The organism is Acidovorax sp. Leaf78 (assembly GCF_001422735.1).
GTDB lineage: Bacteria > Pseudomonadota > Gammaproteobacteria > Burkholderiales > Burkholderiaceae_C > Acidovorax.
Window position 1 is genome coordinate 75,560 of the sequence record NZ_LMLZ01000007.1, and the last position, 20,704, is coordinate 96,263.

Genomic DNA, 20,704 nt, shown 5'->3' on the forward strand with positions numbered 1-20,704 from the left:
ATTGCGGCGCGCGAACCAACCAGCCATCCTGGCAAACATGTTCGCGCCCAACCCGCCGGTTGGTGCCAGGCCCCCTTATTGCGCGCCCCTCGTGAAAAACTCCGCCCGCGCCCGCGTGCTGGCCAAAGCCCTGGCCATGGCTGTGCTGGCCGATGCACAGGGCGCGCCCGAGCGCCGCACGCACCAGGCGCTGGCGGCGCGTGCGATGGCCTGCCTGGGCACACACACGGCGCAAGACGCGATCCTGCCGGACAGCCTGGTTGAACAAATCCGCCGCCTGGCCATGGTGTCGGCACTGGAATGGGCACGGCTGGAGTTGGAGGACGTGGCCACCTGGCTTTGCAGGGGCCGCTGGTGGCGCAAGGCGGGGGAGCGCAACCCCCACACCGCGCACGCTGAGCCCGAAATCGATGATGACGGCGTCTTTCTGGTCTGCACGCAGGATGATGATAAGGAGGAGGAGGGGCATCCGGACGTGCCGTTGGCTCTACAGCCTTCGCAGAATCTTGCCCGGGCCTTCCGCGAGTGGGCCGCCAGCCCACACACAGGCATGCATCTCAGCTGGTTGTTGCGTCCCGCCACCACCGGCCCGCAGCCCACATGGATGGATCACGCGCCGGGCTTTCCGCTGCTGGCCACGGCTGCCGACGTCACCCAGCCCCTTGCTCTGTCGCTGGAAGACCTGTTGTGGCTGGCGCCGGAACACGCCCATTGGCGAGAATGCCGCAACGGCGGGCATGCTCTGCCACCCTCGCACTACCGGTACCGTTTGTTGGCCAAGCCCAGGGCGGCCTGCGCCTTCTGGAAGCACCACGCCCACGGCTGGCCCAGGCCCAAAGGCGAATTTTGGATACGCTGCTGGCGTCCGTGCCTGTGCACGAAGCCGCACACGGTTTTGTTCGCGGCTGCGGAGTCGGTAGCCATGCGGTGGTTCATGCCAACCAAGCCGTCGTGATCCGCTTTGATCTGGCTGATTTCTTCACATCGATCAACGCGACCAGGGTGCAGGCGCTTTGGCAAGCATTGGGGCATGGGCGCGCTGCTGCGCAATTGTTGACGCGTCTGACCACAACGCGCACACCATCGGCCGTGCGCGAACGGCTGCTGGAAGCATTGGGGTCGTCGCCGGCCCACCTCGGGCAGCGTCGCACCCTGGGCCAGCGTTTGTCGCTGGCCCATCTACCGCAGGGTGCACCCACGTCGCCGGCATTGGCCAACTTGTGCGCTTTTGGACTCGATGTGAGGCTGCATGCCCTGGCAAAGCGCTTCGGTGCACGTTACACGCGCTACGCCGACGACATGGTGTTCTCTGGCCCGCAGGCGCTGCGGGGCCGGTTCGGCGCCCTGCGGGCCTGGGTGTCTGCCATCGCCCAGGACGAGGGCTTTGCGCTTCGTGCCGATAAGACCCGCGTGATGCCGGCGCACCAGCGGCAGTACGTTACCGGCCTCGTGGTCAACGAGGGCGTCAACTACAGCCGAACGCAGTTCGACAACCTCAAGGCCCAGTTGCACCGCCTGGCGCAGCAACCGCAGGTGCACGCCAGCGAACGCGCTCGCGTTGCAGGGGAGATTCAATGGGCCAGCCAGTGGCTGGCGACGACACGCACCGCAAAGTTGAAGCGGCTGTTCGACGCCATCCGCTTTGGCCCTTGAACTCCGTCAGGCCTTCTGGGCTTGCTGCAGCAACGTGTCAGCGTCGCTCACTTCGAACTTGCCCGGCGCTTCCACATTCAGCGTAGCGACCTTGCCGTCCTTGATCAGCATGGAGTAGCGGTTGCTGCGCAGGCCCAGGCCCTTGCCGTTCAGGTCCAGCGTGAGGCCGGTGGCCTTGGCGAACACGGCGTCGCCGTCGGCCAACATGCGCACCTTGCCGTCGGTCTTCTGGTCGCGCGCCCAGGCGCCCATCACGAAGGCGTCGTTCACGCTCACGCACCAGATCTCATCCACACCGGCTGCCTTGAATTCTTCGACCTTGTCGCGGTAGCCGGGCACGTGCTTGGCCGAGCAGGTGGGCGTGAAGGCGCCGGGCAGTGCAAACAGTGCAATGGTCTTGCCCGCGGTGGCTTTGTCGACCGGCACGGCGTTCGGGCCAATGCTGCAGCCTTCGCCTTCGACTTCCGAATATTCCATCAGGGTGCTTGCGGGCAGGGTGTCACCGACTTGGATCATTGATCTCTCCTAGGTTGTGGGTTGGTTGGTTTGTGTGATGGACCGATTGGCTGTCGCGTCCACATGCGAGGCCTTGGAAAAATGCGGGCCCCAAAAGCAAAACGACCCACATTGTGGGTCGTTCTGGAGGGCAGTGCTGCCAATAAGCCGCAAGGGCTTAGAGGAGGCCGGCCTTTTGCACCAAGCGGCTGGCAACCCAGTTCTTGGTCTTGGAGAGCGGACGGCTCTCGGTGATTTCGATCACGTCGCCCAGCTTGTACTCGCCATTTTCATCATGGGCGTGGTACTTGCTCGACTTCGCAACGATCTTGCCGTAGAGCTCGTGCTTCACACGGCGCTCGACCAGCACGGTCACAGTCTTTTGACGCTTGTCGCTGACCACCTTGCCAACCAAGGTGCGCTTGAGGGATTTTTTAGGTTCCGTCATAGGGGGCTCCTTACTTGGCGGCTTGCTTTTCAGCAAGGATGGTCTTGGCACGGGCGATATCGCGGCGGGTGGTGCGCAGCGTGTTGGTGTTACCCAATTGCTGCGTAGCCTTTTGCATGCGCAGGCCGAAATGGGCCTTTTGCAGAGCCTTGATTTCGGTCTCGATGCCGGCGACGTCTTTTTGGCGCAGTTCAGTAGTCTTCATTGCTTGTTCTCCTGAATTACGCGCCAATGTGACGGCTGACGAACGTGGTGCGCAGCGGCAGCTTGGCAGCAGCCAGGCGGAACGCTTCACGGGCCAGTTCTTCGGGCACACCGACGATCTCGAAAACGATCTTGCCGGGCTGGATTTCGGCCACGTAGTACTCGGGGTTGCCCTTACCGTTACCCATACGCACTTCTGCGGGCTTGGTAGAGATTGGCTTGTCCGGGAACACGCGGATCCAGATACGGCCGCCACGCTTGACGTGACGGGAAATCGCACGGCGTGCAGCTTCGATCTGGCGGGCCGTCAGACGGCCACGATCGGTGCACTTCAGACCGAAATCACCGAACGCAACGGAGGCACCCCGCGTTGCGACACCGGTATTACGGCCCTTTTGCTCCTTGCGATACTTGCGGCGAGCAGGTTGCAGCATACTTATTCTCCTTTTCCGTCCGCTGCTGTAGCGGGCGCGGCGACTTTGCGTACGCGCTTAACGGCGGTGTTATCAGCGCCACCAGCTTCCGCTGGCTTGTCGCTGCCGTCGGCCGGTGCGGTGTTGCCACCGACAGGACGACGTGGACCACGGCCTGCGCCTGGACGGTCGCCACCTGGGCGGCCATCACGGCGAGGACCACGGGGACGGCGCTCTTCTTCAGGACGCGGCGTTTCTGCCACTGGCAGATCGTTGCGGCCCAGGGTATCGCCCTTGTAGACCCACACCTTCACGCCGATCACACCGTAGGTGGTCTTGGCTTCGGAGGTGCCGTAGTCGATGTCGGCGCGCAGGGTGTGCAGTGGCACACGGCCTTCGCGGTACCACTCGGTACGTGCGATTTCGATACCGTTCAGACGGCCGGACGACATGATCTTGATGCCTTGAGCACCCAGACGCATGGCGTTTTGCATGGCGCGCTTCATGGCACGGCGGAACATGATCCGCTTTTCGAGCTGTTGCGTGATGCTGTCGGCGATCAGCTTGGCATCGATTTCAGGCTTGCGCACTTCTTCGATGTTCACTGCGACGGGCACGCCCAGGCGAGCAGCGAGTTCCTTCTTGAGGTTCTCGATGTCTTCACCCTTCTTGCCGATCACGACGCCAGGGCGTGCCGAGTAAATCGTGATGCGGGCGTTCTTGGCAGGACGCTCGATCAGGATGCGCGACACAGCGGCGTTCTTGAGCTTGGCCTTCAGGTACTCGCGCACCTTGATGTCTTCGGCCAGCATGCCCGCGAAGTCGCGGTTGCTGGCGTACCAACGGCTGGACCAGTTGCGGCTGACCGCAAGGCGGAAGCCGGTAGGATGGATTTTTTGTCCCATAGTCTTCCCGAGCCTTTAGTTGCCAACCGTCACGTACACATGGCACGTGGGTTTGCTGATGCGGTTGCCGCGGCCTTTGGCGCGCGCGGTGAAGCGCTTGAGCGTGGTGCCTTGCTCGACGTAGATGGTCTTGACCTTCAGTTCGTCGATGTCAGCGCCGTCGTTGTGCTCAGCGTTGGCGATGGCGGACTCCAGAACCTTCTTGACGATGCCAGCAGCTTTTTTCTGCGTGAACGTCAGGATGTTCAGAGCTTGGTCAACCTTCTTGCCGCGGATCAGATCGGCGACCAGACGGCCCTTGTCGACCGACAGACGGACGCCCCGGAGGACTGCACGTGTTTCAGACATGGTCGTTCCTTATTTCTTGACTTTTTTGTCAGCGGGGTGACCCTTGAAGGTGCGCGTCAGGGCGAATTCGCCGAGCTTGTGGCCCACCATCTGGTCGGTAACGTAGACCGGCACGTGTTGCTTGCCGTTGTGCACGGCAATGGTCAGACCGATGAAATCGGGCAGAACCATGGAGCGACGCGACCAGGTCTTGACTGGCTTCTTGTCCTTGGTGGCAATGGCCTTTTCGACCTTGGCCAGCAAGTGATGGTCAACAAACGGGCCCTTTTTGAGAGAACGAGTCATTTGCTACCCCTTACTTCTTACGACGCGACACGATCATGATCTGTGTGCGCTTGTTGTTGCGGGTGCGATAACCCTTGGTCAGATTGCCCCAAGGATCGACTGCATGGCGGCCTTCGCCGGTGCGGCCTTCGCCACCACCGTGAGGGTGATCCACCGGGTTCATGGCCACGCCACGAACGGTTGGGCGGATACCCATCCAACGCTTGACACCGGCCTTGCCCAGTTGGCGCAGGCTGTGTTCTTCGTTGGCGACTTCGCCAATGGTGGCGCGGCACTCGATGTGAATCTTGCGCACTTCACCCGAGCGCATACGCACCTGGGCATAGACACCTTCACGGGCCAGCAGCGTTGCCGAAGCACCCGCCGAGCGGGCGATCTGAGCACCAGCACCGGGCTTGAGCTCGATGCAATGGATGGTCGAACCCACGGGGATGTTGCGGATAGGCAGCGTGTTGCCAGCGCGGATCGGTGCTTCCGAACCGGACAGCAGGGTTGCGCCCACTTCCAGGTTGCGGGGAGCGATGATGTAGCGACGCTCGCCGTCGGCATAGCACACCAGAGCGATGTGGGCCGTACGGTTGGGATCGTACTCAATGCGCTCGACCTTGGCAGGGATGCCGTCCTTGTTGCGCTTGAAGTCCACCACACGGTAGTGGTGCTTGTGGCCACCGCCCTTGTGACGGGTGGTGATGTGACCGTTGTTGTTACGGCCGGCCTTCTGGAACTGAGGTTCCAGCAGGGGGGCGTACGCTTCACCCTTGTACAGGTGGTCACGTGTGACCTTCACCACGGCACGTTGGCCGGGCGAAGTGGGTTTCATCTTGATGACAGCCATGATTACGCGGCCTCCCCAGAGAGGTTCAGCTCTTGACCAGGCTGCAGCGTGACATAAGCCTTGCGAACGTTGTCGCGGCGGCCGATGGTCTTGCCAAAACGCTTGGTCTTGCCTTTGGTGTTCACCACAGAGACGCCCTTGACCTCGACCTTGAACATCAATTCCACAGCGGCCTTGATTTCTGGCTTGGTTGCGTTCTGCAGCACCTTGAACGTCACAGCATTGGACTTTTCAGCAACCATGGTGGCCTTTTCGGACACGATGGGAGCGACCAGCACTTGCATCAGACGACCTTCGTCAAACTTGAGTGTGCTCATGCGAACATCTCCTTGAGTTTGTCGATTGCGCCCTTGGTGACGAGCACTTTCTTGAAACGGACCAGCGACACGGGATCGGCGTAACGTGGCTCGACGACGAGCACGTTCACCAGATTGCGCGATGCCAGGTACAGGTTTTCGTCCACTTCCTCGGCGATCACCATCACCGATTGCAGGTTCATCGCCTTGAACTTGTCGGCCAGGACCTTGGTCTTGGGCGAGTCAAGCTTCAGCGAGTCGACCACAGCCAGACGGCCTTCACGGGCGAGCTGCGACAGGATCGCAGACATGCCGGCGCGGTACATCTTCTTGTTGATCTTTTGCGTGAAGTTTTCGTCAGGCATGTTCGGGAAAATCCGACCGCCCCCGCGCCACAGTGGCGACGAGGTCATACCTGCACGTGCGTTACCCGTACCCTTTTGCTTGAAAGGCTTCTTGGTCGAGTGACGGACTTGCTCGCGATCCTTCTGGGCGCGAGTGCCTTGGCGTGCGTTGGCCTGATAGGCCACCACGATCTGGTGAACCAGATCTTCGTTGTATTCACGACCGAACACGGTTTCTGGAACATCCAGCTTGGATGCGCCTTGGCCTTGGTCATTCAGGAGTTCGAGCTGCATTAGTTCGCTCCTTGTGCTTTGGCCTTGACCGCTGGACGCACCGTCACGAACCCACCCTTGGAGCCCGGAATAGCGCCCTTGATCAAGAGCAGTTGACGCGCTTCGTCGATGCGGATCACATCGAGGTTTTGCGTGGTCTTGGTGACATCGCCGAGGTGGCCCGTCATCCGCTTGCCAGGGAACACGCGACCTGGATCCTGCGCCATACCAATGGAGCCGGGAACGTTGTGCGAACGGCTGTTACCGTGCGACGCGCGTTGCGAGCTCATGTTGTGACGCTTGATGGTGCCGGCGTAGCCTTTACCGATCGAGGTGCCTTGCACGTCGACCTTCTGACCCACGGAGAACACGGACGTCACAGCCACCGATGCGCCAGCTTGGTACTGGGCAGCGGTATCGGCGGTCACGCGGAATTCCTGGATGATTTCACCGGCTTCCACACCTGCCTTGGCAAGGTGGCCGGCTTCTGGCTTGGTCACGCGCGATGCTTTGCGCGAACCGAACGTGACCTGCAGGGCCACGTAGCCATCGTTCTCTTGGGTTTTGATCTGGGTTACGCGGTTGTTCGACACATCGACCACCGTGACAGGCACTGCGTCCCCATCATCAGTGAACAGACGCATCATGCCCACCTTGCGACCCAGCAACCCGAGGGAGTTGCTCAGACTCATTGGTTTTCTCCAAAACTCTCACCGCCCCAACTTCAATTGGCTGTGGCGTTGCACTTGCGTGCATGAAAGAAGGTTAATAAAACTCCGCAAAAAAGCGCCCGAGACCGGACGCAAAAGAAGCGAAGCCCTAAAGTATAACGCGAACTGCTTTTTCAAGCAAGTTCGCGTTATTTTTGCCAAGGCGGGCACGTGGCCCGCCTTGAAAGCAGCCATTACTGGAGCTTGATTTCGACGTCCACGCCAGCGGGCAGGTCGAGCTTCATCAGGGCGTCCACGGTCTTGTCCGTAGGGTCCACGATGTCCATCAGACGCTGGTGCGTGCGGATTTCCAGCTGGTCGCGCGACGTCTTGTTGACGTGGGGCGAACGCAGGATGTCGAAGCGCTTCATGCGGGTCGGCAGTGGCACAGGGCCCTTGACGATGGCGCCGGTGCGCTTGGCGGTGTCAACGATCTCGGCAGCGGACTGGTCGATCAGCTTGTAGTCAAACGCCTTCAGGCGGATGCGGATTTTTTGCTTGGACATGGCGATTCCTTGTGCAACTAGTAACGATTACGCGAGGATCTTGGCCACGACGCCAGCGCCCACGGTGCGGCCGCCTTCGCGGATAGCGAAGCGCAGACCTTCTTCCATGGCGATGGGGTTGATCAGCTTCACANAGGATCTTGGCCACGACGCCAGCGCCCACGGTGCGGCCGCCTTCGCGGATAGCGAAGCGCAGACCTTCTTCCATGGCGATGGGGTTGATCAGCTTCACAGTGATCGACACGTTGTCACCAGGCATGACCATTTCCTTGTCGGCTGGCAGCTCGATGGCGCCAGTCACGTCGGTCGTGCGGAAGTAGAACTGTGGGCGGTAGTTGTTGAAGAACGGGGTGTGGCGGCCGCCTTCGTCCTTGCTCAGCACATACACTTCGGCGGTGAAGTGGGTGTGTGGCTTGATCGAGCCGGGCTTGCACAGCACTTGGCCGCGTTCCACGTCTTCACGCTTGGTGCCGCGCAGCAGCAGGCCGACGTTGTCGCCAGCTTGACCTTGGTCCAGCAGCTTGCGGAACATTTCCACGCCGGTGCAGGTGGTCTTGACGGTGTCCTTGATACCGACGATTTCGATTTCTTCGCCGACCTTGACGATACCGCGCTCGATACGGCCGGTCACCACGGTGCCGCGGCCAGAGATGGAGAACACGTCTTCCACGGGCATCAGGAAGGCACCGTCCACAGCGCGCTCTGGCGTGGGGATGTAGGTGTCCAGCGCTTCAGCCAGCTTCATGATGGCTTCTTCACCCAGAGGGCCCTTGTCGCCTTCCAGGGCGAGCTTGGCGGAACCGCGCACGATGGGGGTGTCGTCGCCTGGGAAGCTGTACTTGTCCAGGAGTTCGCGCACTTCCATCTCGACGAGTTCGAGCAGCTCTTCGTCGTCGACCATGTCGCACTTGTTCAGGAACACGATGATGTAAGGCACGCCCACTTGGCGGGCCAGCAGGATGTGCTCGCGGGTCTGGGGCATGGGGCCGTCAGCGGCCGAGCACACCAGGATGGCGCCGTCCATCTGGGCTGCGCCGGTGATCATGTTCTTCACATAGTCGGCGTGGCCTGGGCAGTCCACGTGGGCGTAGTGGCGGTTGGCCGTTTCGTATTCCACGTGAGCGGTGTTGATCGTGATGCCGCGGGCCTTTTCTTCAGGTGCTGCGTCGATCTGGTCGTAGGCCTTGGCTTCGCCGCCGAACTTGGCGGACAGCACCGTGGCGATCGCCGCCGTCAGCGTCGTCTTGCCATGGTCCACGTGGCCGATCGTGCCCACGTTGACGTGGGGCTTGGTACGTTCGAACTTACCTTTTGCCATTTTNGATCGCCGCCGTCAGCGTCGTCTTGCCATGGTCCACGTGGCCGATCGTGCCCACGTTGACGTGGGGCTTGGTACGTTCGAACTTACCTTTTGCCATTTTCTTTTCTCCAAAGAGCAATGCCTGTGTTGGGGTTTAACGTCTGCACCCGATTGCTGATTCGTCCCGCACAGGGCAACAGGACGGCACCGGGTCGCAGATTGCAAGAATCTTGCTACTGTTTTTATAGCTGTTTGCGCTTGCCAGACAAGCGGTAGCAGCCAATTTTCATCAAAACAAAGAGGAAAGGCCTGCCCAAGGCAGACCTTTCACTCCAGCACACCAATTACTTGGCGCGCGAAGCCATGATGGCTTCAGACACGTTGCGAGGGGCTTCGCTGTAGTGCTTGAATTCCATCGTGTAGGTGGCACGGCCTTGCGTTGCGGAGCGCAGCGAGGTCGAGTAGCCGAACATTTCGGACAGGGGCACTTCAGCCTTGATGGCCTTGCCGCCACCGACCATGTCGTCCATGCCTTGCACCATGCCGCGGCGCGAGGACAGATCGCCCATCACGGTACCGGCGTAGTCTTCAGGCGTTTCCACTTCCACGGCCATCATGGGCTCCAGGATCACGGGGTTGGCCTTGCGGCAGCCTTCCTTGAAACCGAAGATGGCGGCCATCTTGAACGCCAGTTCGTTCGAGTCCACATCGTGGTACGAACCGAAGTGCAGCGTGACCTTGACGTCCACCACGGGGTAGCCAGCCAGCACGCCTTGCGTCACGGCTTCGTTGAAACCCTTTTCCACCGCAGGGATGAATTCGCGAGGAACCACACCGCCCTTGATGGCGTCGACGAATTCGTTGCCCTTGCCGGCTTCGTTCGGCTCGATCTTGAGCACGACGTGGCCGTACTGGCCCTTACCGCCGGACTGGCGCACGAACTTGCCTTCGGCTTCTTCCACCGTCTTGCGGATGGTTTCGCGGTAGGCAACCTGGGGCTTGCCCACGTTGGCTTCCACGCCGAATTCACGCTTCATGCGGTCGACAATGATTTCCAGATGCAGCTCGCCCATACCGGCGATCAGAGTCTGGCCCGACTCTTCGTCGGTCTTCACGCGGAACGAAGGATCTTCAGCGGCCAGGCGTTGCAGGGCAATGCCCATCTTTTCCTGGTCGGTCTTCGTCTTGGGTTCCACAGCCTGCGTGATCACGGGCTCAGGGAACACCATGCGCTCCAGAATGATCTGGGAGTCGATGTCGCTCAGCGTTTCGCCGGTGGTGACGTCCTTCAGGCCCACGCAGGCGGCAATGTCACCAGCGCGGATTTCTTCGACTTCGATACGTTCGTTGGCGTGCATCTGCACGATACGGCCGATACGTTCCTTCTTGCCCTTGATGGGGTTGTAGACGGTGTCGCCCTTGGAGAGCACGCCCGAATACACACGCACGAAAGTCAGCTGACCCACGAACGGATCGGTCATCAGCTTGAACGCCAGTGCAGAGAACTTCTCGCTGTCATCCGCCTTGCGGGTGACGGGCTGCTCGTCCTCGTCCGTGCCCTTGACGTCTTCGATGTCGGTAGGCGCTGGCAGGTAGTCGATCACGGCGTCCAGCATGCGCTGCACGCCCTTGTTCTTGAACGCGGTACCGCACAGCATGGGCTGGATTTCGGTGGCGATCGTGCGCGTGCGCAGGCCGAGCTTGATCTCTTCCTCGGAGAGGTCGCCCTCTTCCAGGTACTTGTTCATCAGCTCTTCAGACGCTTCGGCAGCGGCTTCCACCATCTTTTCGCGCCATTCCTTGGCGGACTCCAGGAGTTCAGCCGGAATTTCTTCGTAGTTGAACTTCATGCCTTGCGAGGCTTCGTCCCAGATGATGGCCTTCATCTTGAGCAGGTCGACCACGCCGGTGAAGTTGTCTTCTGCGCCGATCGGAATCACGACGGGCACAGGGTTGGCCTTCAGGCGCAGGCGCATCTGGTCATAGACCTTGAAGAAGTTGGCGCCGGTACGGTCCATCTTGTTGACGAACGCGAGGCGGGGCACCTTGTACTTGTTGGCCTGGCGCCAGACGGTTTCCGACTGGGGCTGCACGCCACCCACGGCGCAATACACCATGCAGGCGCCGTCCAGCACGCGCATCGAGCGCTCGACTTCAATCGTGAAGTCCACGTGGCCGGGGGTGTCGATGATGTTGAAGCGGTGCTCTGGGTAGGACATGTCCATGCCCTTCCAGAAGCAGGTCGTGGCAGCCGACGTGATCGTGATGCCGCGCTCTTGCTCTTGCTCCATCCAGTCCATGGTGGCAGCGCCATCGTGCACTTCACCGATCTTGTGGTTCACACCGGTGTAGAACAGGATACGTTCGGTCGTCGTGGTCTTGCCAGCGTCGATGTGGGCCGAGATACCGATATTGCGGTAGCGCTCGATGGGGGTCTTGCGAGCCATGGTGAGTCCTTGGATGGGTCGTGTTATTCGGGGGACGGGGCAACCATTGTGGGGCGGCGATCCGTCAATTTTGTGACCGCCTCAATCGCCACAAGGCTGCAGGCAAAAATGCCGGCAGCCTTGCGCTTGGCGACGAGAACGGTCGTCGATTCGCTTAGAAGCGGAAGTGGCTGAATGCCTTGTTGGCTTCGGCCATGCGGTGAACTTCGTCACGCTTCTTCATGGCACCACCACGGCCTTCGGTCGCTTCCAGCAGTTCGTTGGCCAGGCGTTGGGCCATCGACTTTTCGCCACGCTTGCGGGCGGCTTCCTTGATCCAGCGCATCGACAGGGCCAGGCGGCGCACAGGGCGCACTTCCACTGGCACCTGGTAGTTGGCACCGCCCACGCGGCGGGACTTCACTTCCACCATGGGCTTCACGTTGTTGATGGCAACGGTGAAGGCTTCCAGTGGGTCCTTGTCGGGGTGCTTCTTCTCGATCAGTTCCAGGGCGCCATAAATGATCCGCTCTGCAACTGCCTTCTTGCCGCCTTCCATGATCACGTTCATGAATTTGGACAGCTCTACATTGCCGAACTTGGGATCCGGCAGGATTTCACGTTTGGGGACTTCGCGACGACGTGGCATTTTTTCACCTCTATCTTTGCTTCAGTTGGCATCTTTTCAGACACCGCGAGAGCCAATGAAGGACTCCCACTTACTCGACCCGCGCAGAACACCTGCGTTTGGGGCCACTACGCCGTATCACCGCGCCACGCGGGAAACAGCACCGAAAATTCTTTGCAAGAAACCCGAAAGGGCTTACTTGGCCTTTGGCTTCTTCGCGCCGTACTTGGAGCGAGCTTGCTTACGGTCCTTGACGCCTTGCAGGTCGAGCGAGCCGCGCACGATGTGGTAACGCACACCTGGCAAGTCCTTGACACGACCGCCACGAACCAGCACCACGCTGTGTTCCTGCAGGTTGTGGCCTTCACCGCCGATGTAGGAGATCACCTCGAAACCGTTGGTCAGGCGCACCTTGGCGACCTTACGCAGAGCGGAGTTAGGCTTCTTGGGCGTCGTGGTGTACACACGGGTGCACACGCCACGGCGCTGTGGAGAGTTTTCCATCGCGGGGCTTTTCGACTTGGTCTTTTCGACCTCGCGCCCCTGACGGACCAGTTGATTGATGGTTGGCATGAAATACGTCCCTAAACGTGAATTTGCTTCGTGAAAGCGAAAACGTGAATCCCTTCGGAAATTCCGAAAAGCCTTCTAATGTAGCAGCAAGACCCAAAACGGGCAAGCGCTCGGCTTCTCGTCTCTGTTGAAGGCCCATGCACCACACGCGGCACGCCCTGTGAAAGCGCGCTGCCCATGCCAGGACCGCCGCGCAAGGGCCGCCCCGCCGCGCTGGCGGTGTCCACCTTCCCGAATGGCGCAGCCATTCGAGAGAAGGGGGAAGGCGCGAAGCGCCTCAGGGGGATGATCCTTACTTTATCCAGAGGCGGATCGCATCCCACGCGCGACCCAGGAAGCCCGCCTGCGGAACTTCTTCCAGAGCCACCAGCGGCACTTCGGCCAGCGCTTGCTCTCCCAGGACGACCTTGAGTGTGCCGATGGCCTGGCCCTTGGTGAAAGGCGCCACCAGCGGGTCAGGACGGACGATCTGGGTGGCGATCTTACCGGCACTGCCCGAAGGCACGGCCACGACGATGGCGTCTTCGCGGCCGATCTTGAGGGTGCTTTCCGTGCCTTTCCAGACAGCGGGTGTCGCCACGGGCTTGCCGGCGTCGAACAGCTTGACGGCTTCGAACGCGGTGTAGCCCCAGTTCAGCAGCTTCTGGCTTTCATTGGCGCGCGCATTTTCGCTGGCGGCGCCCAGCACGATGGACAGCAAGCGGCGCTGGCCGACGCCCGGGAACTCACGCTTGGACGTGGCCACCAGGCAGTAGCCGGCGGCGGCGGTGTGGCCGGTCTTGAGGCCGTCGACCGTCGGGTCACGGAACAGCAGCGAGTTGCGGTTGGTGCCGTTCGACGCCGGGGTGCCCGGGTAGCTGTATTGCTTGGTGGAGTAGTAGTGCATGTACTCCGGGAAGTCCTTCATCAGGCGCGTGGCCAGCGTGGCAAGGTCGCGCGCTGTGGTGGTGTGGCCGGGCTCGGTCAGGCCTTCGGGGTTCTTGTAGCTCGTGCCCTTCATGCCCAGGGCTTGCGCCTGGTCGTTCATGAGCTTGACGAAGTTCTCGGCCGTGCCGCCCACGCCTTCGGCCAGGGCCATGGTGGCGTCGTTGCCCGACTGCACGATCATGCCCTTGATGAGGTCTTCGACCGGCACCTGCATCTTGGGGTCGATGAACATGCGCGAACCGGGCATCTTCCAGGCGCGCACGCTCACGGGCAGCTTTTGCTCGAGCGAGATTTTCTTGGCGCGCAGCGCGTCGAACACCAGGTAGCCCGTCATGAGCTTGGTGAGCGAGGCCTGCTCCACCGGTGAATCGATGTCCTTGGCGGCCAGCACCTGGTTGGCAGTCACGTCCACCAGCAGATAGGTGCGCGCGGCGATTTCAGGGGGTTGGGGCGCCTGGGCCAAAGCGCCAAAGGCGGCCGGGGCCACTGCGACAAAGACGGCGAGGGATCGCAGCGCGGACAGGATTCGTTTCATGGGCAGGGGACTGGGCTGGGATGGGAGAAAGGGAGAAAGGGAGAGAGGAAACAGAGAGCATGGCGGGCACAGTGCGGACGCGCCCGGTTGGCTGGGCAGGCCGGCGGGCAGCGACGCCCGCCATGGGCGCGGCCGTCAAGCGCCGGCCTGCAGGTGGCGCACCACCAGATTCTTCAGAAGCGGCAATTGTCCGTGAAAGAAATGCCCCCCCGCAGGAATGACTGTGACAGGCAGTATCTGCGGGCGGGCCCAGTCCATGACGGCCGACAGCGGCACGGTGTCGTCCGCCTCGCCGTGCACAACCAGGGTGTGCGGATGGGCGTCGGGCGGCACGGGTGCCACGGTGAAGCGGCTGGCGGCAGTGCCCACGAGCACGGCGGTATCGACCCGGCCCTCGGGCCACAGCGCGGCCAGCGCATGGCTGGTGACGAAGGCGCCGAACGAAAAACCTGCGAGCGCAATGCGCTGCCCCTCAGCCGCGGGCGCCACCTGCTCGACCACGGCCAGCAGGTCCTGCAGCTCGCCCTGGCCGTCGTCGTGCACGCCGGCCGTGGCCCCCACGCCGCGGAAGTTGAAGCGCACCGCAGTCCAGCCGCAGTGCACAAAAGCGCGCGCAAGGGTCTGCACCACCTTGTTGTCCATGGTGCCGCCAAACAGCGGGTGCGGGTGGGCGATGACGGCCACGCCGCGCGGGGCGGTGACGCCGTCGGCCAGCACGGCGCTGTCGCGCACGGCCTCGATGGCGCCAGCGGGGCCGGACAGGGTCAGGCGTTCGGTGTGTGCGTTCACGGTGGTTTGCTACTCAATTCATAGCTGCCAGCGCTTGACCATCAAGCGGTAGCGGCCCAAAACATTCAAGACCAGAGACAGACGCGGTTTCAGCGCCCAAGTTCCGCTGGCGTGACCAGGCGCTCCACCACCTGGCCGTTCTTGAGGTGCGATTCGACGATCTCGTCGATGTCTGCCGTGTCCACATAGGTGTACCAGGTGCCCTCGGGGTAGACCACCGCGATGGGCCCGCCCGCGCAGCGGTCCAGGCAACCGGCCTTGTTCACGCGCACCTGGCCGGGGCCCGACAGCCCCGCGGCCTTGACCAGGGACTTGCAGCGGTCAAAGCCCGCCTGGGCGTTGTGGTGGGCACAGCTGTCTTCGCCGTTGGCGCGGTCGTTCAGACAGAAGAAGATGTGGCGCTGGTAGTAGCCAGGCGCAGTGGATGTGTCGCTCATTCCGCTATTTTACGAACCACGCTCTCCACCACTGGCGCAGCGCCACGCAAGCGCACCCGTGGATCGGGCTTTGCCAGTCCACCGGGTGCGCCCCCCTCCCGCGCGGCGAAAGAGGGGCTGAGTGCCGCGGCTCCAGGCTTGCCAGCGCAGGCCTGGACGGCACCGAGGAGCCGTCGCCTCTGGCGAACGCACCGAGACGCCGCAGGCGGCTCAGGGGGTACGCTCCCTCCTCGACACCCGCACCACCACATACAGCAGCGCCACGTACGGCCACAGCCACCCCAGCCACTGGCCCAGGCCGTAAAAGCGGATGAACCGCCCCTGCTCCCAGATTTGCAACGTCTGCGCAAAGTAGGCGCTGGTGGGCGCCTGGTTGAGCAGCGCCAGGTGCCAGGCCAGCGCCACCAGCAGCACCGCGGCGCACGCGCGGCGTGACAGGCCCAGCGTCAGCACGGCCAGCGCCAGCGCGCCCCACACGCCCACGCGCGTGGGCATGCCCATCCATTCCCAGGCGTGCACCGGCCCCCAACTGAGGGCAGCGGACAATGCCGTGAGCGTGACGCCCACGCCCACCACGCCCAGCGCAAACAGGGCGCGGCGCCCCATCTGGCGGATCACGCAATAGCCCAGCAGGCACGGGATGAGCAGCCCCAGCGTGACGCACAGCAGCTCGCCGCCGGGCGACAGGGGCTCGAACGGCGCCTCGCGCAGCGGCACCCATTCGAGAAACGGCGTGTCGGCCAGGATTTCGATCAACGAGGCCTCTAGCCGCTCCAGCACCTGGCCCAACCCGAAGGGCACGGCCGCCGGGAACAGCAGCGCCAACGGCCACAGCGCCAGCAGCACCATGGCGCCGCTGGCGTCGCTCACGAACCACCGCCCCCGAAAATCGCTCCAGCGGTCGATGGCGCCCAGGCGCTCCAGCAGCGCGGCGATCAGGGCGCCCGCCAGCGTGCCGCCAATGTTGAGCAGCAGGTCCAGGTTGGACGGCACGCGCCGGGGCAGGTAAATCTGCAGAAACTCCATGGAGAGCGACAGCAGGCCGCCCGCCAGCGTGGCCAGCCACACCGCGCCGCGCGGCCAGCCCGAGCGCAGCATGCCCAGCACCAGCAAAAAGCCCAGCGGCGCGTAGCCCACCACGTTGGTGGCCACGTCAAAGCCCGTCCAGTACGGCGGAGGCAGGCGGGCCAGCAAGAACACCAGGGGGTCGATGCCCTGGGCGCGCCAGCCGTCAAACGGGAACAGGCTGGCAAAAACGATCAGCGCTGCATAGATCAGCGCCAGTGGCCAGGCGGAGGTCTTGTGCACCGGCGTTGGCCCCCGGTATCAGAATGGCTTGACGACGACCAGCACCACCGCGCACAGCAGCAGGGCCACCGGTACCTCGTTGAACCAGCGGAACCACGCGTGGCTGCGGCGGCTGCTGCCGTCCGCCAGCTTGCGCAGCAGCACGCTGCAGGCATGGTGGTAGCCGATCACCAGCACCACCACCGCCAGCTTGGCGTGCATCCAGCCATTACCCTGCGACGCGGGGCCGCGCCCTATGCCGTAGCCCAGCCACAGCCACGCGCCCAGCGCCAGGGCCGGCACCGCCAGCAGCGTGGTGAAGCGCAAGAGCTTGCGGGCCATCAGCAGCAGGCGGTCACGCTCAGCCACCGACCCCGGGGCCACCATGGCCAGGTTCACGAAGATGCGCGGCAGGTAGAAAAGACCAGCAAACCAGCTGGCCACGAAGACGATGTGAAAGGCTTTGACCCAGAGCATGGAGGCAGTTTAAGGGCCGATCGAGCCCCTCGCGCGCAGAAGCCCCTCAAGGGCTCGCAAAGGATGCGCTTTGCAGCAATGTGCTGCGCCCCACGCCCAAAAAAAGAGCCCGGCAATCCGCCGGGCCGGGAAGCCTCTTTTGCATCGCTGCAACTCAAGGCCCCGCTCAGGGAGGAAAAGCGGGGGGCAGCCAGCTGCCCGGCGCCAATTTAGCACCGGACACACCGTGTTACAAGCGGCCTTTTCAGGGTGCAGGATGACCGTACTTGCACCGGTCAACGGACTTCCCCCAGGACAAACGGCCCCTCCCCGGAACAGGCCTGCAAAACCGGCTCGCCCCAGGCCAGTGCACCTGTGGATCCAGCTTCGCCGGTCCACCGGGTGCGCCCCCCCTTGGAGGACGGCCCGCAGCGCCTCAGGGGGATAATCTCACCATGCACCTCCCCAGCCCAGCCCCGTTCCCCCAGAACCGCCCCCGCCGCCTGCGCCGCGACGCCTTCACCCGCCGCCTGGTGCGCGAAAACGCCGTTACCGTCGACGACCTGATCTACCCCGTGTTCGTGCATGAAGGCGTGAGCCAGCGCGAGACGGTGTCGTCCATGCCCGGCGTGGACCGCCTGAGCCTGGACTTGCTGCTGCCCGTGGCCGAGGACTGCGTGAAGCTGGGCATCCCGGTGATGGCGCTCTTCCCTGCCATCGACCCGGCCCTGAAGACGCCGGACGGCAAGGAGGCCCTGAACCCCGACGGCCTGATCCCGCGCGTGGTGCGGGCGCTGAAGAAGGAATTTCCCGGCCTGGGCGTGATGACCGACGTGGCGCTGGACCCGTACACCAGCCACGGCCAGGACGGTGTGCTGGACGACACCGGCTACATCATCAATGACGAGACGGTGGAGATCCTCACCGGCCAGGCACTCACCCATGCCGAGGCCGGCGTGGACATCGTCGCGCCCAGCGACATGATGGACGGGCGCATCGGCGCCATCCGCGATGCACTGGAAGTGCAGGGCCACATTCACACGCGCATCATGGCCTACAGCGCCAAGTACGCCAGCGCCTTCTACGGCCCCTTCCGCGACGCGGTGGGTACGCGCGGCGCCCTGGGCAAGGCAGACAAGAACGTGTACCAGATGGACCCGGGCAACAGCGACGAGGCACTGCGCGAGGTGGCCCTCGATATCGCCGAAGGCGCGGACATGGTGATGGTCAAGCCCGGCATGCCGTACCTCGACATCGTGCGCCGTGTGAAGGACGAGTTCAAGGTGCCGACCTTCGCCTACCAGGTGAGCGGCGAGTACGCCATGATCAAGGCGGCCGCAGCCAACGGCTGGCTGGACCACGACGCGGTGATGATGGAAAGCCTGCTGGCCTTCAAGCGCGCGGGCGCCGATGGTGTGCTGACCTATTTCGCACGCGACGCAGCCCGGCTGCTGACCCGGTAGCCGCCGACGGTGACCGGCACTCCCGCGCCAGCGGCGCCTTCCTCCTCCACAACCGAGCCGGCCTCGATGCGCATCTTTCACATCCACGGCGGTGGCGTCCAGGAGCTGGACAGCCTGCCCGCGCACATGCCCGCACAGGGTTTCGTCTGGATCGCCTGCTCGCGCTCCACGTTCCAGGCCCGCCTGGCCGAGATCCAGGGCCGCCTGCAGGCGCTGGTGGGCCTGCAGCTGGTGGACCTGCACGTGTCCGACCTGCTCAACGCGCAACTGCCGTCGCACTACGACTACACCTCGCAGTACGACCTGCTGGTGTTTCGCCGCCTGGCCAGTGCGCACGGCGATGCAGCGCAGCCCCCATCGCCACCGGACGATGCCCACGCGGCGGCGGCGAGCGCGCTGCGACGCGGCGGCCCGCCCGTACTGCGGCGCATCGACACCAGCCCCGTGGGCTTTGCGGTGTTCGACCAGCTGCTGCTCACGGTGCACCCCACCGACTGCTCGGTGCGCGACGCCTACGCCACGCGCCTGCTGGCAGCGCTGCCCGCCCTGCCCGCCGGCCCCGCCGAAGGCCGCAGCAGCCCGGTGCCCGGGGCCCGAGTACCCACCAGCCCTGCCGACCTGATGCTGCGCGTGGTGAACCTTATGGTGGACGGCTACCTGGACCTGCGCCGCGAACTCACGCGCCAGCTCGACCACTGGCAAAACGAGCTGCTCAAGCCCCGCGCGCGCTACGTGAACTGGAGCTCGCTGCTGGAGGCGCGGCTGTCGCTGCACCAGCTCGACGAAATCTGCGAAGACCAGCGCACCGCCGTGCAGGACTGGATCGACGCGCTGGAAACCTGGGCCCTGCCCGACACGCCCACCGGCCTGCGCGAGCTGGACCTGCTCAAGGTGCGCAGCCGCGACGTGCTGGAGCACATCGAACGCGTGGTGCACCACGTGCGCCGGCTGGAGCAAAGCACCGAGACCGCCGTGCAGATGCACTTTTCGGTACAGAGCAACCGCACCAACGACATCATGCGCACGCTGACCGCGCTGACGGCCGTGTTCCTGCCGCTGAACCTGATCGCCGGCATCTTCGGCATGAACTTCGAGTTCATTCCGCTCATCCACAAGGCCGACGGCTTCTGGTGGGCCATGGGTTCGATGATCACGATCGCGGTGGCGCTGGTGGCGCTGTTCTGGCGCAAGCGCTACCTCGCACGCACGGGTGCTTGAGCACCATCAGACACCTTCCAGACGCTGCTTGCGTTCTCGAGCCAGTGGATTGTTCGTTGACGATTGGGACGATATCGGCCCAGTGCGTACGCAAGCGTAGCGGCCTGATCCAGCGCTTGCGCGAACGCTGAGAGACATGAATCGGCAGCGGTGGCGGCTGGGCCACCTTGGTCGCGCAACTGGAGGCTGGTCACGCTAGTGCCTATTTGCGCAAATCGTCTTTAAAGACCGATCAACTTCACTACTGCCACAGAAAATATACAGACAGCGATAACACTCAGCAAAAGCATTAGCAACAAATACCGAATAAAATTCTTCAATGTCAATTGAAAGAATTTTTTAAAGATCCATCTTGCATACGTAAACGCCAGCAGAATTAATGCAAGAAATTTTACCCACAGATAACCAGATTCCCGATTTTGCTCGCCAACAATAATCGCAAGGCCAATTGCTATTGAAACAGCAAACAAGATGCCTGTATTCAGCCAAAAATTCAAGGGCCTCGGCATTCTGCTTATCCTGTAAAGTGTCCTGAAGGTATCGGCATGTCTAAATCACCTCTTAGGCGTTTTGCACGAACCCTGAATGGGCCCGCATAACTCCATCCTAGCCGCAGCTATTCCAGAACAGGCACCGTTGTTCAGCGCCCAAACTATGCGAATCGGTTGAACAACGAGACCCGCACAACATTTAAATTACGCCTGACACTGTTTCGACTCATAGTTCAGTCAGTCGCATCCAAGGCCGTATCCCCAACAGTGCGCCAAAGTGCGGTTAGCTGAAGCGATCAGAGGATTAACTACGCGTGGCTATGGGGCCGGCGGCCGCCCGTAGCCCGCAGCACTCATTCCATCGGTCGTTGTTCCGGCGCAAGCAATACCTCTCTCGAACGCGGCGGTCATTTCCTACCCACACGCGGCCGCAGCGGGGCCAGCATGGTGCCTGCACCA

Annotated in this window: 25 protein-coding genes and 2 pseudogenes; 4 read left to right on the forward strand and 23 right to left on the reverse strand. The window is 62.7% G+C overall.

Going from position 1 to position 20,704, the window contains the following annotated elements:
* The first annotated feature begins 37 nt into the window (after nucleotides 1-37).
* Together ASF16_RS26675 and ASF16_RS26680 are read left to right on the forward strand one after the other, a co-directional pair.
* Entirely contained in the window at nucleotides 38-955 is a 918-nt protein-coding gene (locus ASF16_RS26675; protein ID WP_235507282.1) for a hypothetical protein, read from the forward strand.
* Complete coding sequence (locus ASF16_RS26680) at nucleotides 847-1,653, forward strand: reverse transcriptase family protein (RefSeq protein WP_235507283.1); 807 nt, start codon at nucleotides 847-849, stop codon at nucleotides 1,651-1,653. Before ASF16_RS26675 ends, ASF16_RS26680 begins: the two co-directional genes overlap by 109 nt.
* A gap of 6 nt (nucleotides 1,654-1,659) precedes the next feature.
* Here ASF16_RS26680 and ASF16_RS07040 read toward each other — a convergent pair whose 3' ends face one another.
* The 23 genes and pseudogenes from ASF16_RS07040 to ASF16_RS07145 form a co-directional block, all read right to left on the reverse strand.
* Complete coding sequence (locus ASF16_RS07040; RefSeq protein WP_056164765.1) at nucleotides 1,660-2,169, reverse strand: peroxiredoxin; 510 nt, start codon at nucleotides 2,167-2,169, stop codon at nucleotides 1,660-1,662.
* A 157-nt stretch (nucleotides 2,170-2,326) separates the two neighbouring features.
* Complete coding sequence (gene rpsQ / locus ASF16_RS07045) at nucleotides 2,327-2,596, reverse strand: 30S ribosomal protein S17 (RefSeq protein ID WP_056164767.1); 270 nt, start codon at nucleotides 2,594-2,596, stop codon at nucleotides 2,327-2,329.
* A gap of 10 nt (nucleotides 2,597-2,606) precedes the next feature.
* Nucleotides 2,607-2,801, reverse strand: coding sequence for a 50S ribosomal protein L29 (gene rpmC / locus ASF16_RS07050; protein WP_010467182.1), 195 nt, complete (start codon nucleotides 2,799-2,801; stop codon nucleotides 2,607-2,609).
* 16 nt (nucleotides 2,802-2,817) lie between these two features.
* On the reverse strand, nucleotides 2,818-3,234 hold the full coding sequence (rplP, locus tag ASF16_RS07055; protein WP_056164770.1) for a 50S ribosomal protein L16: 417 nt from the start codon (nucleotides 3,232-3,234) through the stop codon (nucleotides 2,818-2,820).
* A gap of 2 nt (nucleotides 3,235-3,236) precedes the next feature.
* Nucleotides 3,237-4,118 (reverse strand): 30S ribosomal protein S3, encoded by an 882-nt coding sequence (gene rpsC, locus ASF16_RS07060; protein WP_056164772.1) that lies wholly within the window; start codon nucleotides 4,116-4,118, stop codon nucleotides 3,237-3,239.
* A 15-nt stretch (nucleotides 4,119-4,133) separates the two neighbouring features.
* Nucleotides 4,134-4,466, reverse strand: coding sequence for a 50S ribosomal protein L22 (rplV, locus tag ASF16_RS07065; protein WP_005796970.1), 333 nt, complete (start codon nucleotides 4,464-4,466; stop codon nucleotides 4,134-4,136).
* Nucleotides 4,467-4,475: 9 nt separating this feature from the next.
* Nucleotides 4,476-4,751: a 30S ribosomal protein S19 gene (gene rpsS / locus ASF16_RS07070; RefSeq protein WP_056164774.1), complete on the reverse strand. Its 276-nt coding sequence runs from the start codon at nucleotides 4,749-4,751 to the stop codon at nucleotides 4,476-4,478.
* A 10-nt stretch (nucleotides 4,752-4,761) separates the two neighbouring features.
* Nucleotides 4,762-5,586 carry a 50S ribosomal protein L2 gene (gene rplB, locus ASF16_RS07075; RefSeq protein ID WP_010467175.1) on the reverse strand — a complete coding sequence of 275 codons (825 nt, stop codon included), beginning with the start codon at nucleotides 5,584-5,586 and terminating at the stop codon, nucleotides 4,762-4,764.
* 2 nt (nucleotides 5,587-5,588) lie between these two features.
* Nucleotides 5,589-5,903, reverse strand: a complete 315-nt coding sequence (gene rplW / locus ASF16_RS07080; protein ID WP_010467173.1) for a 50S ribosomal protein L23 — start codon at nucleotides 5,901-5,903, stop codon at nucleotides 5,589-5,591.
* Nucleotides 5,900-6,520 (reverse strand): 50S ribosomal protein L4, encoded by a 621-nt coding sequence (gene rplD, locus ASF16_RS07085; protein ID WP_010467171.1) that lies wholly within the window; start codon nucleotides 6,518-6,520, stop codon nucleotides 5,900-5,902. Before rplD ends, rplW begins: the two co-directional genes overlap by 4 nt.
* A complete protein-coding gene (rplC, locus tag ASF16_RS07090; protein ID WP_056164776.1) occupies nucleotides 6,520-7,191 on the reverse strand; it encodes a 50S ribosomal protein L3 in 672 nt (223 codons plus the stop codon). The genes rplD and rplC overlap by 1 nt, the downstream gene beginning before the upstream one ends.
* Nucleotides 7,192-7,403: 212 nt before the next feature.
* On the reverse strand, nucleotides 7,404-7,715 hold the full coding sequence (gene rpsJ / locus ASF16_RS07095; protein ID WP_005796953.1) for a 30S ribosomal protein S10: 312 nt from the start codon (nucleotides 7,713-7,715) through the stop codon (nucleotides 7,404-7,406).
* Nucleotides 7,716-7,742: 27 nt separating this feature from the next.
* Complete coding sequence (locus ASF16_RS27105) at nucleotides 7,743-7,823, reverse strand: hypothetical protein (protein ID WP_081345858.1); 81 nt, start codon at nucleotides 7,821-7,823, stop codon at nucleotides 7,743-7,745.
* Nucleotides 7,824-7,849: 26 nt separating this feature from the next.
* A pseudogene (gene tuf / locus ASF16_RS07100) lies at nucleotides 7,850-9,033 on the reverse strand (elongation factor Tu); the annotation flags it as partial.
* Between the two features lie 4 nt (nucleotides 9,034-9,037).
* A pseudogene (locus ASF16_RS07105) lies at nucleotides 9,038-9,133 on the reverse strand (GTP-binding protein); the annotation flags it as partial.
* A gap of 226 nt (nucleotides 9,134-9,359) precedes the next feature.
* Nucleotides 9,360-11,462 (reverse strand): elongation factor G, encoded by a 2,103-nt coding sequence (gene fusA / locus ASF16_RS07110; RefSeq protein WP_056164778.1) that lies wholly within the window; start codon nucleotides 11,460-11,462, stop codon nucleotides 9,360-9,362.
* Nucleotides 11,463-11,616: 154 nt separating this feature from the next.
* On the reverse strand, nucleotides 11,617-12,090 hold the full coding sequence (rpsG, locus tag ASF16_RS07115) for a 30S ribosomal protein S7 (protein ID WP_005798541.1): 474 nt from the start codon (nucleotides 12,088-12,090) through the stop codon (nucleotides 11,617-11,619).
* A 174-nt stretch (nucleotides 12,091-12,264) separates the two neighbouring features.
* A complete protein-coding gene (gene rpsL, locus ASF16_RS07120) occupies nucleotides 12,265-12,642 on the reverse strand; it encodes a 30S ribosomal protein S12 (RefSeq protein WP_015012185.1) in 378 nt (125 codons plus the stop codon).
* 292 nt (nucleotides 12,643-12,934) lie between these two features.
* Nucleotides 12,935-14,104 carry a D-alanyl-D-alanine carboxypeptidase family protein gene (locus tag ASF16_RS07125; RefSeq protein WP_056164780.1) on the reverse strand — a complete coding sequence of 390 codons (1,170 nt, stop codon included), beginning with the start codon at nucleotides 14,102-14,104 and terminating at the stop codon, nucleotides 12,935-12,937.
* Nucleotides 14,105-14,239: 135 nt separating this feature from the next.
* Nucleotides 14,240-14,893, reverse strand: a complete 654-nt coding sequence (locus ASF16_RS07130) for an alpha/beta hydrolase (protein WP_056164782.1) — start codon at nucleotides 14,891-14,893, stop codon at nucleotides 14,240-14,242.
* Nucleotides 14,894-14,982: 89 nt separating this feature from the next.
* A complete protein-coding gene (locus tag ASF16_RS07135) occupies nucleotides 14,983-15,330 on the reverse strand; it encodes a ferredoxin (RefSeq protein ID WP_056164784.1) in 348 nt (115 codons plus the stop codon).
* 210 nt (nucleotides 15,331-15,540) lie between these two features.
* Nucleotides 15,541-16,638, reverse strand: a complete 1,098-nt coding sequence (locus ASF16_RS07140; RefSeq protein WP_056164786.1) for a VanZ family protein — start codon at nucleotides 16,636-16,638, stop codon at nucleotides 15,541-15,543.
* An 18-nt stretch (nucleotides 16,639-16,656) separates the two neighbouring features.
* Complete coding sequence (locus ASF16_RS07145; RefSeq protein WP_056164787.1) at nucleotides 16,657-17,094, reverse strand: CopD family protein; 438 nt, start codon at nucleotides 17,092-17,094, stop codon at nucleotides 16,657-16,659.
* Between the two features lie 434 nt (nucleotides 17,095-17,528).
* Between ASF16_RS07145 and hemB the strand changes: the two genes are divergently transcribed.
* Both hemB and ASF16_RS07155 read left to right on the forward strand, forming a co-directional pair.
* Nucleotides 17,529-18,536: a porphobilinogen synthase gene (gene hemB / locus ASF16_RS07150; protein WP_056164789.1), complete on the forward strand. Its 1,008-nt coding sequence runs from the start codon at nucleotides 17,529-17,531 to the stop codon at nucleotides 18,534-18,536.
* Between the two features lie 66 nt (nucleotides 18,537-18,602).
* A complete protein-coding gene (locus tag ASF16_RS07155; RefSeq protein WP_056164792.1) occupies nucleotides 18,603-19,754 on the forward strand; it encodes a magnesium transporter CorA family protein in 1,152 nt (383 codons plus the stop codon).
* Nucleotides 19,755-20,704: the final 950 nt, after the last annotated feature.

Coding starts and splice junctions, on each gene's coding strand:
- fusA (WP_056164778.1), bottom strand. CDS start 11,462: ATGGCTCGCAAGACCCCCATCGAGCGCTACCGCAATATCGGTATCTCG.
- rpsG (WP_005798541.1), bottom strand. CDS start 12,090: ATGCCACGTCGTCGCGAAGTCCCCAAACGTGAAATCCTGCCGGATCCC.
- ASF16_RS27105 (WP_081345858.1), bottom strand. CDS start 7,823: ATGGAAGAAGGTCTGCGCTTCGCTATCCGCGAAGGCGGCCGCACCGTG.
- rplC (WP_056164776.1), bottom strand. CDS start 7,191: ATGAGTCTGAGCAACTCCCTCGGGTTGCTGGGTCGCAAGGTGGGCATG.
- rpmC (WP_010467182.1), bottom strand. CDS start 2,801: ATGAAGACTACTGAACTGCGCCAAAAAGACGTCGCCGGCATCGAGACC.
- rplW (WP_010467173.1), bottom strand. CDS start 5,903: ATGAGCACACTCAAGTTTGACGAAGGTCGTCTGATGCAAGTGCTGGTC.
- ASF16_RS07145 (WP_056164787.1), bottom strand. CDS start 17,094: ATGCTCTGGGTCAAAGCCTTTCACATCGTCTTCGTGGCCAGCTGGTTT.
- rpsJ (WP_005796953.1), bottom strand. CDS start 7,715: ATGTCCAAGCAAAAAATCCGCATCCGCCTGAAGGCGTTTGACTACAAG.
- rpsS (WP_056164774.1), bottom strand. CDS start 4,751: ATGACTCGTTCTCTCAAAAAGGGCCCGTTTGTTGACCATCACTTGCTG.
- ASF16_RS26675 (WP_235507282.1), top strand. CDS start 38: ATGTTCGCGCCCAACCCGCCGGTTGGTGCCAGGCCCCCTTATTGCGCG.
- ASF16_RS07040 (WP_056164765.1), bottom strand. CDS start 2,169: ATGATCCAAGTCGGTGACACCCTGCCCGCAAGCACCCTGATGGAATAT.
- rpsL (WP_015012185.1), bottom strand. CDS start 12,642: ATGCCAACCATCAATCAACTGGTCCGTCAGGGGCGCGAGGTCGAAAAG.
- rpsQ (WP_056164767.1), bottom strand. CDS start 2,596: ATGACGGAACCTAAAAAATCCCTCAAGCGCACCTTGGTTGGCAAGGTG.
- rplV (WP_005796970.1), bottom strand. CDS start 4,466: ATGTCTGAAACACGTGCAGTCCTCCGGGGCGTCCGTCTGTCGGTCGAC.
- rplB (WP_010467175.1), bottom strand. CDS start 5,586: ATGGCTGTCATCAAGATGAAACCCACTTCGCCCGGCCAACGTGCCGTG.
- ASF16_RS07155 (WP_056164792.1), top strand. CDS start 18,603: ATGCGCATCTTTCACATCCACGGCGGTGGCGTCCAGGAGCTGGACAGC.
- hemB (WP_056164789.1), top strand. CDS start 17,529: ATGCACCTCCCCAGCCCAGCCCCGTTCCCCCAGAACCGCCCCCGCCGC.
- rplD (WP_010467171.1), bottom strand. CDS start 6,520: ATGCAGCTCGAACTCCTGAATGACCAAGGCCAAGGCGCATCCAAGCTG.
- ASF16_RS07125 (WP_056164780.1), bottom strand. CDS start 14,104: ATGAAACGAATCCTGTCCGCGCTGCGATCCCTCGCCGTCTTTGTCGCA.
- rpsC (WP_056164772.1), bottom strand. CDS start 4,118: ATGGGACAAAAAATCCATCCTACCGGCTTCCGCCTTGCGGTCAGCCGC.
- rplP (WP_056164770.1), bottom strand. CDS start 3,234: ATGCTGCAACCTGCTCGCCGCAAGTATCGCAAGGAGCAAAAGGGCCGT.
- ASF16_RS07135 (WP_056164784.1), bottom strand. CDS start 15,330: ATGAGCGACACATCCACTGCGCCTGGCTACTACCAGCGCCACATCTTC.